Source organism: Salinivibrio sp. HTSP (assembly GCF_003390965.1).
Classification (GTDB): domain Bacteria; phylum Pseudomonadota; class Gammaproteobacteria; order Enterobacterales; family Vibrionaceae; genus Salinivibrio; species Salinivibrio kushneri.
In genome coordinates this window covers 20726-32689 of record NZ_PXUD01000029.1, presented here as the reverse complement: position 1 = coordinate 32689, position 11964 = coordinate 20726, and the positions used below count along the sequence as shown (strand labels likewise).

General features: G+C 51.2%; 12 protein-coding genes. 6 read left to right on the top strand and 6 right to left on the bottom strand.

The annotated features are described in order from the left end of the window. Positions 1 to 8 precede the first annotated feature (8 nt). The gene (locus C7A19_RS06255) at positions 9 to 692 is read right to left on the bottom strand and encodes a DNA-3-methyladenine glycosylase I (RefSeq protein WP_116644461.1); all 684 of its coding nucleotides are present in this window, start codon (positions 690 to 692) and stop codon (positions 9 to 11) included. Positions 693 to 775: 83 nt separating this feature from the next. Here C7A19_RS06255 and C7A19_RS06250 point away from each other — a divergent pair, with 83 nt between their 5' ends. The 4 genes from C7A19_RS06250 to pheA all read left to right on the top strand — a co-directional run bounded on the left by C7A19_RS06250 (position 776) and on the right by pheA (position 4526). Next, positions 776 to 1084, top strand: a complete 309-nt coding sequence (locus C7A19_RS06250) for a YebG family protein (RefSeq protein ID WP_077458969.1) — start codon at positions 776 to 778, stop codon at positions 1082 to 1084. A 221-nt stretch (positions 1085 to 1305) separates the two neighbouring features. Next, positions 1306 to 2337, top strand: coding sequence for a 2,3,4,5-tetrahydropyridine-2,6-dicarboxylate N-succinyltransferase (gene dapD / locus C7A19_RS06245; RefSeq protein WP_069363496.1), 1032 nt, complete (start codon positions 1306 to 1308; stop codon positions 2335 to 2337). A gap of 394 nt (positions 2338 to 2731) precedes the next feature. Further along, positions 2732 to 3082, top strand: coding sequence for a ribosome-associated translation inhibitor RaiA (raiA, locus tag C7A19_RS06240; protein WP_046074133.1), 351 nt, complete (start codon positions 2732 to 2734; stop codon positions 3080 to 3082). 259 nt (positions 3083 to 3341) lie between these two features. Further along, the gene (gene pheA / locus C7A19_RS06235) at positions 3342 to 4526 is read left to right on the top strand and encodes a prephenate dehydratase (RefSeq protein ID WP_116644460.1); all 1185 of its coding nucleotides are present in this window, start codon (positions 3342 to 3344) and stop codon (positions 4524 to 4526) included. Positions 4527 to 4600: 74 nt separating this feature from the next. On the opposite strand, the gene tyrA is transcribed toward pheA, so the two are convergent. Then, complete coding sequence (gene tyrA / locus C7A19_RS06230; RefSeq protein ID WP_116644459.1) at positions 4601 to 5734, bottom strand: bifunctional chorismate mutase/prephenate dehydrogenase; 1134 nt, start codon at positions 5732 to 5734, stop codon at positions 4601 to 4603. Positions 5735 to 5737: 3 nt separating this feature from the next. Further along, positions 5738 to 6814 (bottom strand): 3-deoxy-7-phosphoheptulonate synthase, encoded by a 1077-nt coding sequence (locus C7A19_RS06225; RefSeq protein ID WP_116644458.1) that lies wholly within the window; start codon positions 6812 to 6814, stop codon positions 5738 to 5740. Positions 6815 to 6993: 179 nt separating this feature from the next. On the opposite strand from C7A19_RS06225, the gene C7A19_RS06220 reads away from it, so the two are divergent. Together C7A19_RS06220 and btsR are read left to right on the top strand one after the other, a co-directional pair. Continuing rightward, positions 6994 to 8691, top strand: coding sequence for a sensor histidine kinase (locus C7A19_RS06220; protein ID WP_116644457.1), 1698 nt, complete (start codon positions 6994 to 6996; stop codon positions 8689 to 8691). Further along, positions 8688 to 9404, top strand: a complete 717-nt coding sequence (gene btsR, locus C7A19_RS06215) for a two-component system response regulator BtsR (protein WP_116644456.1) — start codon at positions 8688 to 8690, stop codon at positions 9402 to 9404. The genes C7A19_RS06220 and btsR overlap by 4 nt, the downstream gene beginning before the upstream one ends. A 19-nt stretch (positions 9405 to 9423) precedes the next feature. On the opposite strand, the gene C7A19_RS06210 is transcribed toward btsR, so the two are convergent. From C7A19_RS06210 to rplS, 3 genes are all read right to left on the bottom strand, one after another. Next, a complete protein-coding gene (locus C7A19_RS06210) occupies positions 9424 to 9813 on the bottom strand; it encodes a DUF2799 domain-containing protein (protein WP_116644455.1) in 390 nt (129 codons plus the stop codon). A gap of 147 nt (positions 9814 to 9960) precedes the next feature. Beyond that, positions 9961 to 11385: a carbon starvation protein A gene (locus C7A19_RS06205; protein ID WP_116644454.1), complete on the bottom strand. Its 1425-nt coding sequence runs from the start codon at positions 11383 to 11385 to the stop codon at positions 9961 to 9963. A gap of 218 nt (positions 11386 to 11603) precedes the next feature. Beyond that, a complete protein-coding gene (gene rplS, locus C7A19_RS06200; RefSeq protein ID WP_046074125.1) occupies positions 11604 to 11957 on the bottom strand; it encodes a 50S ribosomal protein L19 in 354 nt (117 codons plus the stop codon). Positions 11958 to 11964 lie beyond the last annotated feature (7 nt).

Sequence of the window (11964 nt, the reverse complement as noted above, 5' to 3'; positions counted from 1 at the left end):
CTGAGCGATTAAACCCGATTGTCACCCACACTGAAGGCGATCAGCTGGCTGATATGGTTCAGTGAACGGCCCGACTCTTGCTGCCACTGATTAAATGCCTGTTGCGCCGCTTGCATCGCCCGCTTGGTCTCTCGGCCGCTATCAACGATTTTGGTCGCGCGCAGGTAGTGCTCGATATCGCGGGTGAACAAAAAGGTGTCCTTGCCCATTCGGCGCAACGTATAGGCACCGGTATTACCGCCTAAACGCTTACCATGCTTTTTTAAATACTGCCATAAACCGACAATATCTTCGCTGGGCCAATCGGCGACAAACTGGCTAAAACTGCCGTTCGATTGCTGCACGCGGTGGATCATTTCCGCGTTGTGCGGAATCGTCATCACCTTGGTAAGGTGACGAATAATCGCTGGGTTGGTGGCTTTTTCTTCCCACATTTCCGGCGGCATCAGCAGCATTTTCTCAATATCAAAGCCCCAGAACACCTCTTCAAATCCGGGCCACTTTTTACGGACCACCTGCCAACTAATGCCCGATTGAAACACCTTCTGACTAAACGCCGCTAACCAGCGATCATCCGGTATCTCACACAAGGCATCATGTTCAAGCGGTGCCACCAGCATATGCTCTAACGCACGTTGACCGCCTTTACGCTCAGCGGCACGTTGATAAATGGTGCTAAATTTTTCTCTCATGTCACAATCATGGCAGGGTCAGTGGACAATGGCCCTTATCCTACTGTATAAAAAGACAGTGAATCAACGAAGAGAGGGTAATTATGGCCGTTATCGTCAAGTACGTGGTCGAACGCGAGGGAGAAGAAAAGATGACATTTACCTCCAAAGCCGAAGCCGACGCCTACGACAAAATGTTAGATATGGCGGATGCCATGTTCGATCTGATTGGAGAGAGCGAACTGGTAGACGACGAAGAAAAGCGTGAAGCCTTGTCGCTATACCTTGCTCAACACAAAGACTCCGTCCTCGAAGCACTCGGTGCCAAACGCAAGGCGGCTAAGAAAAAGCCCGCTAAAAGCGAGACCAAAGCGGACACCAATAGTGACGACAAAGACGCCAACGCGGCCTAATGTTGTGATTGCTGACCCTTTTAACATCCGCGAAAGGCAAGCCTATTTGGCTTGCTTTTTTATGCCTGTCTTCTGATGCCTATGCATCAATGTGAATCGGTGCGCTGACCTGTAAGCATTTTTTCTTTCACCCGCCGTTAAGCGCTTCCAACCACCGCCGCTTGTCTTTAAGATGAAGTGTTTGATGTTTTAAGCCCAACGACACAAGGAGATCTCCCCCAATGGCAAGCTTTGCTCTGGCACTTGGTACCGCCACTCAAAACCAGGACGGTAAAATCATTGAAGCCTATTTCCCGGCGCCCCTGCTTAACCCGAGCGATGATCTGGTGAGTGCCTTAAGTGCGCTAACCGATTATAGCGCCGGTAATCAGGTACTAGCGATTGCACCAGAAACCTGCGCTGCAATCAGTGAAGCCTTCGCCGCCGCTGGCGCGCAAGAGGCAGCTAACTTTGCCAGCAAGGCTCAACAAACCACACAGCCGCTGGTGCTGGTGATCCTCGAAAATGACAGCAAGCCTGCATCGGTTGCAGAAGGCTTCCTCAAGCTACAACTGATCTCGCACCGCTTAGTGAAACCACATGGTGTGGTGCTAGAAGGGCTCTTTGGCCTGCTGCACAACATTGCTTGGACCAACCAAGGCCCGATCGACTTGCCAGAGTTGCCTGAGCGTCAGATGGAAGCGCGTTTGAAAGGCGAAACGCTGACCGTTGAGTGCGTGGATAAATTCCCGAAAATGACCGATTACGTGGTGCCCGCTGGTGTGCGTATTGCCGATACCGCCCGCGTTCGCTTGGGCGCGCATGTCGGTGAAGGCACCACAGTGATGCACGAAGGCTTTATCAACTTTAACGCTGGCACCGAAGGCAAGAGCATGATTGAAGGTCGAATCTCTGCTGGTGTGATGGTCGGTCAAGGCAGCGACATCGGCGGCGGTGCATCGATTATGGGTACGTTAAGTGGCGGCGGCCAGATTGTCGTTTCGATTGGCGAGAATTCACTATTAGGTGCCAACGCGGGTCTTGGCTTCCCACTCGGCGATCGTTGCACCATCGAGTCAGGGCTGTATGTCACCGCTGGCACCAAAGTGACTATGCTCGACGCCGACGGCAACGCCGTAGAAAGCATCAAAGCGCGTGATTTGGCGGGCAAAGCCGATCTGCTGTTCCGTCGTAACTCTAAAACAGGTGCGGTTGAGTGTTTAACCAACAAAAGTGCGGTTGAGCTCAACCACGATCTACACGCTAATAACTAATCAAGCGCTCTTTGAGTTCTTGTCAAAGGCGGCCCACTTGGTCGCCTTTTTTATACCCACGTTGCTTTAAACTCTATCGCAGCACCGCAAGCGCCAAAAAGCACCAGCAGATTTGTGGCACATTTTTAACCACAGGTAAAAGGTAGGGAAATACATAGGCGCGACGCGCCCCTGACCGGCGGGTGAATTAGCATTCGTTATCTCTCCCAACGTAGCATTTTTGGCATTGAGTTCAAGGCTTTTACGGCCTTTTCGGTATCAGGATTCGCGAGTGCTCACAGATCCTCCTATCAACATCTTTCCCCCCTTTAAACATGAGCTAAGTCACGTTATCAATACTGAAAAGCGGTAATCTGAAGATGAACCTAATACAGGGGAACAAAGAGGAAAGAGTATGAGAGTGGAAATTGCAGGCAAAAACATCGAAATCACTCCCGCCATCCGTGAGCGCATCGAAAGCCGCTTTGAAAAGCTGGCCAAGTGGCAGGTGGCACTCATCAATCCTCATGCTGTGATCAGTAAGGAGCCAAACCACCAGTTCAAAGTGGAAGCCAAAGCTGGGCTACCAGGTTCAACACTGGTTGCCTCTGCCGAAAGCGACGACATGTACAAAGCGATTAACGAGGTGGGCCAAAAACTCGAGAAGCAACTGAATAAGGTTCAACACAAAGGCGAAGCGCGCCGTAACGATAAATCAGCCGCGACGGTTGCGATGGAAGAAAATCCAGCCGATGAGGAAATCTAACCCTCAGCGCACCCCCTAAATCGCTAAACATGTTAGCCCCGCCCTCGCGGGGCTTTTTGATCCTTGACACGCCTGCCTGCGCCCCATATGGTTAATCCATACGCAAACATAACAACACAACGCCCAATGCTGATTCTCGCTTGTTTCTTTCGCTTCTTTTTTATCTCGCTAACGCGGGAGGAAGCGTGCTAAGCCCAATCAGCCTGGCGCACTAACCTCCCAACCGGGAGGTTTTTTTGTATTAGAACAAGGATAATGTATGCCAGACACACCACGCCCACTGGATGAGATACGCACGCGAATAAGCCAGCTTGATCAAGAGCTGCTGACGCTATTGGCCGAGCGCCGTCGCTTAAGCCTAGATGTCGCCAAAAACAAAGTCGCCGTGCAAAAACCGATTCGCGATCAAGCCCGTGAACAAGCCTTATTAGAAAAACTGGTGACCAAAGCGCAAGATCACCAGTTAGATGCCCACTATGTACTGAGTCTGTTTCACACCATTATCGAAGACTCGGTGCTGATTCAGCAGCGCTACCTGCAAAACCTGGCCAACCCAGACAATCAACGTCCAGTGGCACGGGTTTCTTTCTTAGGTAACCAAGGCTCATACTCCTATCTCGCCGCGCGCCAGTACTTTAGCCGCAAGCAAACCGAACTGGTGGAGATGGCCTGTGACAGCTTTAAAAAGGTGGTAGAAACGGTAGAAACTGGCCATGCCGATTACGGTATCTTACCGGTAGAAAACACCAGCTCTGGCTCAATCAATGAAGTGTACGATCAGCTGCAGCACACGCGTTTATCGATTGTCGGTGAGCTTACGCTGCCTATCGACCACTGCCTACTGACTGTCGGCGACCAAGACCCAAGCCAAATTGATACCTTGTATGCCCACCCGCAGCCGCACCAGCAATGCAGCGAATACATAGATACCTTGGGTAACGTGAAGAAAATCTACTGCTCCAGCACCGCTGAGGCCATGCAACAAGTGGCGGATTTAAACCAACCCAATGTGGCCGCGATTGGCCATGCGGCCAGTGGTGAGTTTTACGGTTTAACCGCGATTAAGAGCGAGATAGCCAACCAACAGCAAAATCACACCCGCTTTATTGTGGTGGCCCGCAAGCCGGTTAAAGTGTCGTCACTGACCCCTGCCAAAACCACGTTTATTATGTCGACCTCACAACAAGCCGGGTCCTTGGTGGAGTGTTTAATGGTACTGCGCGAGCGTGGCATCAATATGACCAAGCTCGAATCCCGCCCCGTGCTCGGCAACCCCTGGGAAGAGATGTTTTACGTCGATGTTGAAGCCAATATGGCTAGTGACGTAATGCAAAGCGCATTAGACGAGCTCACTACCCTGACCCGTTATCTAAAAGTGCTCGGCTGCTACCCGTCAGAGACCATTTCCCCCACCGAGGTATCGCTGCCGGACAGCCACGAGTAACCGCCAGTGACCATTAACGTCAAAAGCCCACGATGTGGGCTTTTGTCAATGCCAAGTGGGATAGTGTACATAAGTCAGGTCGAGGTGCGGTGGGTCGCATCGTTGGCTTGTCGCAACAGGCCTTGGCTTTCTTGTAAAAAACGTGGGGCATAGTCGCCAAACCAGTTTTCGACTTGGGCAAACGCATCAACAAAGGTGGCTTTGTCGTGTTGTTCAAGCAAGTCAATCGCTTCGCCAAAGCGCTGGTAAAAGCGCTTGATCATCGCCAGGTTTTGCGGCGAGGACATAATAATATCCGCATACAAGCCAGCGTCTTGGGCGAACAGACGCCCCACCATCGCAAGCTCTAAGCGATAAATCGGTGAGCTTAGCGCGGTAAGCTGATCGAGGTTGGGATTTTCTTCTGCCAAATGGACCCCGTAAACAAATGACGTAAAGTGACGTAGCGCTTGGATCAGCGTCATGCCTTCATCATGCTCAATGGCACTGATCCGGTTTAACCCGGCGCCCCAGATACGAAATTGCTCGAGCAGCCATTGGTATGCCTCAGGGTGGCGGCCGTCGCAATAAACAATCACCTGCTTGGCAAGGCTGGCCACATCTGGACCAAACATCGGATGCAGCCCGACCACGGGCCCTGAATGCGCGGCTAACATCGCTTGTAGCGGACCTGATTTAACAGAGGTGAGATCCACTAATAAGCAATCGTCTGGTAGTTGGGTCAGTTTATTAATAACAGTTTCTGTGACGTCAATGGGTACCGACACCACCACCATTCCTGCATTGGCCAGTAGGGCGTCGGCATGCCCCCAATCATCTTTATCCAGCACCGTGACTTGATAGCCAGAAAGCGCAAACAAGCGCGCAAACAAACCACCTAGCTGCCCTTTACCGCCGATGACGACGATCTGGCGTAAATCCGGGTTTAGACACTTAAAGCCAGAGTCGTTTTCACTGCTGTACGACTCGCGCATGGTGCGACGCAGCACATCTTCAATTAAGTCCGGTGGCACGCCTTGCGACTCGGCTTCTTGACGACGCGACGCGAGCATCGCCGCCTCACGGTCCGGTGCATAAATGGGCAAGCCATGCTGGCTTTTTACCTCTCCCACTTCTGCGACCAGCTCTAAACGGCGCGCGAGCAGGCTCACCATTTGTTTATCGACATCGTCTATTTGATCGCGCAGTCGGCTTAGTTCTGCCACCATGATTTAGCCCTGTTGAATACGTTGTTTAAGAGAGGTTGCCAGCTCTTGGTGGGCATGACGGAGCAATTGTTCGGTAGACGCCCAATCAATGCAAGCATCGGTGATCGACACCCCGTATGCCATCTCATCTTTCGGTAGTTCCGCTGATTGGTTGCCAGCGTTGAGGTGACTTTCAATCATCAAGCCAATCACAGAGCGGTTACCTTGTTTGATTTGATGGATCACATCTTCCGCCACCAGCGGTTGGCGACGGTAATCTTTGCGTGAATTCGCGTGGCTGCAGTCCACCATCAGGGACGGGTTCAGTCCCGCGGCCTCCATTTGCTGCTCACATTCGGCGACGGAGACTGAGTCGTAGTTAGTTTGCTTACCGCCGCGCAGGATCACATGGCCGTTCGGGTTACCTTGGGTATTCAATAACGCCACTTGTCCGGCTTGGTTGATCCCCATAAACCGGTGCCCGGACGCAGCGGCTTTCATCGCATTGGTAGCGGTGGCCAGATTGCCATCCGTGCCATTTTTAAAGCCAATCGGCATCGATAGGCCACTGGCCATTTCACGATGGGTTTGCGACTCGGTGGTACGCGCACCAATCGCCGCCCAGCTAAACAGATCGCCAATGTATTGTGGGCTGATAGGATCCAACGCTTCAGTGGCCAGCGGGATCCCCATTTGCGCTAAATCCGTGAGCAAACCACGCGCTTGCTTTAAGCCAGACTCCACGTCAAAGCTGCCATCCAGATGCGGATCGTTGATTAAGCCTTTCCAGCCAGTGGTGGTGCGTGGTTTTTCAAAGTAAACCCGCATTACAATAAACAAATGACCACTCAGCTCATCCGACAAGGCTTTCAGACGACGCGCGTAATCTTTGGCCGCCTCTACATCATGAATGGAGCAAGGGCCACACACCACGAGTAAGCGGTGATCGCGTTTGTGAATAATATCCGCCACGGTTTGTCGCGCTTGGCTGATCGCCGCACGAGTACTTTTTTCAATCGGGAACTGGGCACGGAGCTGCTCTGGTGTGAGAAGCACCTGCTCGTCACGAATGTGGATATTGGTTACCGAGTCTTGCTGCATAGCCTTGCCTTGAGTTGTTCATTAGGTTTTACACGACAATACCAGGCTCTATTCTAAAAGCAATAGTTAGTGTATCATTTAATTTACTTAGTAAATTTAAGTTTACACTCGAATTTAAGATAGAGTCTTAAACCGTCAATCGTTACTATAACCTATCCGTCATTTTTGTGTGGGTGGTTATGGCCCTGGTTCTTTCCCTCTTGCAGCAAATGAGCGTTTATCTAGTGATCGCCTATTTGCTGAGTAAAACGCCGGCGTTTATGCCACTACTGAGTATCTCAGGGCGGCTGTCGCATAAAGTCGTTTGTTATTTCCTCTTCTCAGGCTTTTGTATTCTCGGCACCTACTTTGGTTTAAGTATCCAAGATGCGATTGCCAATACTCGCGCAATTGGCGCGGTGATGGGGGGATTACTGGGCGGGCCGGTCGTGGGTTTTTTGGTAGGGCTAACCGGTGGCTTGCATCGATATAGCTTAGGCGGTTTTACCGATCTCGCTTGCGCCATTTCTACCACTGCCGAAGGTTTGATTGGTGGCTTAATGCACCGCTACTTAGTGTCCCGCAACCAAACCAGCCGTTTGTTTTCTCCTACCGTGGTGTTGGGGGTGACCTTTGTCGCCGAGCTGGTGCAAATGGCCATCATTCTCGCGGTGGCTGAGCCCTTTAGCCGCGCGTATGAGCTGGTTAGTGCGATTGCGGCGCCCATGGTGATCGCTAACTCAGTCGGCGCCGCGATGTTTATGAGCATTATTGTCGACCGAAAAACCCTGTTCGAGCGCTATTCAGCGGCGTTTTCCAGTAAGGCGCTAAAAATTGCTGAACGTTCGGTCGGTATTTTAAGTAGCGGCTTTAATCAGCAAAGCAGTGAACAGGTCGCCGCTATTATTCAGCAAGAGACCGGTGTCGGCGCCGTCGCAATTACCGATCGAGAAAAAATCCTCGCCTTTACTGGTATTGGCGATGATCATCACCTGCCAGGAACACCCATTGCCTCAGATTACACCCGTCGCGCGATTGCCGATGATCAATTAATTTATATTGATGGTGCCGACACGCCCTACTGCTGTTCATTGTCGCCTTATTGTAAGCTCGGCTCCGTCTTGGTGATCCCGCTACGCGGGGGCGATGGTTACGTGCTGGGCACGGTGAAACTCTATGAGCCGAAACGTAAGCTCTTCTCAGCAATCAATGTCACCATGGGTGAGGGGATCGCACGATTACTCTCTAACCAGATTTTGACGGGCCGTTATCAGCGTCAACAAAGCTTGCTCACCCAAGCTGAGTTAAACTTATTACGCGCCCAAGTGAATCCGCACTTTTTGTTCAATGCCTTAAATACCATTAGTGCAGTGATCAAACGTGAGCCGGAACGTGCTCGCCAGTTAATCCAGCACTTATCCACCTTCTTTCGCAGTAACCTCAAGCAAAATCGTGAGACGGTGTCGCTTGAGCAAGAGTTGAATCATCTTGACGCGTATTTAGAACTCGAACATGCCCGCTTTGCCGATCGTATGAGTGTAGAGAAGCAGATTGATCCGGCTATCTTGCACGCGGTGATCCCAAGTTTTACCTTACAACCTTTGGTTGAGAACTCGGTGAAACATGGGATCAGCCAATTGATGGCAGACGGTAAAATTGTGATCCGTGGCTGGCAAGAAGGCGAATGTCTGTATTTACAAGTGGAAGACAATGCTGGGCTTTATCAACCAGCGGCACAGCACTCAGGGCTCGGGATGCGGATCGTCGATAAACGCGTACGCGGTCTGTTTGGTGGCCAATATGCGCTAAAAATGACCTGTCAGCCCGATGTGTGGACGCGGGCAACCGTTACCCTCCCCTTAACTAATCAAACGCCCAACAAGGAGAGACAGGCATGATAAAGGCACTGATTGTTGATGATGAGCTACACGCTCGAGAAGCCTTGGAAGATGAGCTACTCGCGCTTGGCGGCGTTGAGGTGGTTGGACAGTGCAACAATGCTATCGACGCACTAAAAACCATCAACCAAAGCCGCCCCGATGTGGTGTTTTTAGATATTCAGATGCCACGCGTGACCGGATTAGAACTTCTCGCGATGCTCGACCCCGACACCATGCCTAAAGTGGTCTTTGTCACTGCCTATGATGAATATGCGGTGCAAGCGTTCGAGGAGAATGCGTTCGACTATTTGCTCAAACCCGTTGAGACTGAGAGGTTGAAAAAATCACTGGAAAAGCTCACACGCGAGCTGAGCCAGAAACACGACTACCAAGCGATCACGCCCACGTTGGATTTACTCCCTTGCGCCGGACATAACCGGATTACTCTGATCCCGCACCAGGAGGTCGAGGTGGCGCGTACTGCCTTAAGTGGCGTCGCACTGCTCACCGCAAAAGGCGAGTCTACCACGCACCTATCACTCAAGGTTTTGGAAGACAAAACACCACTGATACGCTGCCATCGGCAATACTTGGTACACCCTGCTGCTATCCGCGAAATCCAGCTGCTCGACAATGGCCTTGCCGAAGTGATCACTCAATCTGCGTATGTGGTGCCTGTCAGCCGCCGTTATCTCAAATCATTAAAAGATAAGCTCGGGCTATGCCAGTAACCCCCGCGCTTACCGGGCGCTAGTAAAAAAGCCCATTGGCTTGGTTTTGAAAGTCGTTATAGCCGCGCTGCCATTCCATTCTAAAGCGCTGAGAGCCAGGACGACTTTCACACACACCCATATAGGGGTTGCCATCCAACCCTAATTGGTAAGCATGGGTAGGATCGCAGTAGGCATCTATACCCTGAATATAGCCTTGTTCATAATCGAGATAATTGGCGTTCATGGGCTCACCGGCTTGACTGGCGAGAGTCTGCAAATCTTTCAGTGAGCGCTGAGGCAGCCCCCGCTGTCCATCTTGCTCGCCAAGTCCATACCAGTTCTGCTCATCGACCAAGCCTTGGGTGGTCGATGCAGCGCATCCGACCAACAATGCGACAACCCATAATGAAAAAAATGTTTTTATCATGCTTACCCCTCACCCTACGTAAAAAAGCCCCAGCAAAAGCTGAGGCTTAGATCTTAGCGTATTTGCGCAGATATTGCCGTAAGACCAATCATTTAGATAACAATCAATCGACGCTAGCCAAGGCGGCAGACCCTGATGGCGTGGCAATCACTTCTCATCCGCGATCAGTTGTGGATTAGGCTTATACCCCACAAAGAAAGCAATCGTGGCAGCGATTGTTGCCCCCACACCGATGATGGTGGCGATATTCATCGGCAGGCTAAACCCGATTTCAGCATTGGCCAAGTACGTAACGGTCACGGCAGTCATAAACATTGCCGGAATGGTGCATACCCAGTGCAACTTATCACGTTTAATCAGATAAGCTGCCGCGGCCCATAGCATGATCATCGCGGTAGTTTGGTTCGCCCAGCCGAAGTAACGCCAAATCACGCCAAACTCCGCTTTGGTGATCAAAAAACCGACCACAAACATGGGGACCGCAATCATCAAGCGCTTCACCATCGGTTTTTGCTGAATTTTCAGAAAGTCGGCGATAATCAGACGCGCAGAGCGGAAAGCGGTGTCACCTGAGGTAATCGGCAGCACAATCACCCCCAAGACCGCCATAATGCCTCCGACGGTGCCAAGTAGTGAGGTGGAAACCTCATGCACCACCGCAGCCGGACCACCGTTGGCCAGCGTTTGATTAAGCGCCTCACTGGATTCATAGAAGCTCAAGCCCAGGCTGCACCAGATAAGCGCAATCACACCTTCACCGATCATCGCGCCATAAAAGATAAAACGCCCTGACTTCTCGTTTTGCATGCAGCGCGCCATCAATGGCGACTGAGTGGCGTGGAAGCCGGATACTGCTCCACAAGCGATAGTAATAAACAGCAATGGCCACAGTGGTAGGTCGGTTGGGTGGAAGTTAGTCGCAAAGTCTAGCCCTTGGCTGTAGAAGCTGTGATCGCTCACAGCCAAGCCGATAATCAAGCCGACCGACATAAAGACAAGCAAGGCACCAAACACGGGATAAAAACGGCCGATGATTTTATCAATGGGTACCACTGTCGCCAGCACATAATAGGCAAAGATAATCCCCACCCACATCGCCACGCTCATTTCTGACAGGCTACCCAACAACTTGGCGGGACCGAGCACAAATACCACGCCGACCAACATCAAGAGCAACACTGCAAAGAAGTTCATAAAATGTTTAGCGAAGTTACCCAGATGCTCACCGACTACAGAAGGCACGGAGGCCCCATTGGCGCGAACACTCAACATGCCCGAGAAGTAGTCATGCACGGCCCCCGCAAAAATGCAGCCAAATACAATCCATAACATGGCCACAGGACCGTACAAGGCACCGAGAATCGGGCCGAAGATGGGGCCTAATCCAGCAATATTTAAAAGCTGAATCAGGTAAATTTTTTTGTCCGACAGCGGCACATAATCCACGCCGTCGCTCATGCTCATGGCCGGTGTCGCTTTTTGCGGCTTAGGCCCAAAAATTTTGGTAATAAAGGTGCCGTAAGTGAAGTAGCCCACAATCAAGGTCACCACGCATAATAAAAACCAGGACATCACTGTTCTCCATGTCGTTAGCGGCTAAGCTGCCAGCCTTTTAGTAGGGTACAGATGCCATTTTGCCGACATAGCCGCCACATTCATCTGCTTTGTCAGTGAGTGGTCGCATGGCCGAGTAAACGGTTGTAAGCACGGTTGAGCGGTTGAGCGGTTGAGGACATTAAAAAAGCCCGTCCAAGTGGACGGGCTTTTTGAGCAATAAACGCCGAGGGCGATTACTTCTTGTTAAGACGCTCTTTGATTCGAGCTGACTTACCAGAACGCTCACGCAGGTAGTACAGTTTGGCACGACGTACTGCACCGCGACGTTTAACAGTAATGCTGTCGATAACTGGCGAATGGATTTGGAAAGTACGCTCTACACCTTCACCGCTTGATACTTTACGTACGGTAAATGCAGTGTGTAGACCACGGTTGCGCTTAGCGATAACCACACCTTCATATGGCTGCAGACGCTCACGGTTACCTTCTTTTACTTTAAGCTGTACCAGGACAGTGTCACCTGCTTGAAACTCAGGCAGGTCTTTTTTCATTTGCTCTTCTTCGAGCTGCTTGATGATGTTACTCATTGTTTAT

Bases quoted from the DNA above. Each gene is read 5' to 3' on its own strand.
- C7A19_RS06255 (WP_116644461.1), bottom strand. From the start codon at position 692: ATGAGAGAAAAATTTAGCACCATTTATCAACGTGCCGCTGAGCGTAAA.
- C7A19_RS06250 (WP_077458969.1), top strand. From the start codon at position 776: ATGGCCGTTATCGTCAAGTACGTGGTCGAACGCGAGGGAGAAGAAAAG.
- dapD (WP_069363496.1), top strand. From the start codon at position 1,306: ATGGCAAGCTTTGCTCTGGCACTTGGTACCGCCACTCAAAACCAGGAC.
- raiA (WP_046074133.1), top strand. From the start codon at position 2,732: ATGAGAGTGGAAATTGCAGGCAAAAACATCGAAATCACTCCCGCCATC.
- pheA (WP_116644460.1), top strand. From the start codon at position 3,342: ATGCCAGACACACCACGCCCACTGGATGAGATACGCACGCGAATAAGC.
- tyrA (WP_116644459.1), bottom strand. From the start codon at position 5,734: ATGGTGGCAGAACTAAGCCGACTGCGCGATCAAATAGACGATGTCGAT.
- C7A19_RS06225 (WP_116644458.1), bottom strand. From the start codon at position 6,814: ATGCAGCAAGACTCGGTAACCAATATCCACATTCGTGACGAGCAGGTG.
- C7A19_RS06220 (WP_116644457.1), top strand. From the start codon at position 6,994: ATGGCCCTGGTTCTTTCCCTCTTGCAGCAAATGAGCGTTTATCTAGTG.
- btsR (WP_116644456.1), top strand. From the start codon at position 8,688: ATGATAAAGGCACTGATTGTTGATGATGAGCTACACGCTCGAGAAGCC.
- C7A19_RS06210 (WP_116644455.1), bottom strand. From the start codon at position 9,813: ATGATAAAAACATTTTTTTCATTATGGGTTGTCGCATTGTTGGTCGGA.
- C7A19_RS06205 (WP_116644454.1), bottom strand. From the start codon at position 11,385: ATGTCCTGGTTTTTATTATGCGTGGTGACCTTGATTGTGGGCTACTTC.
- rplS (WP_046074125.1), bottom strand. From the start codon at position 11,957: ATGAGTAACATCATCAAGCAGCTCGAAGAAGAGCAAATGAAAAAAGAC.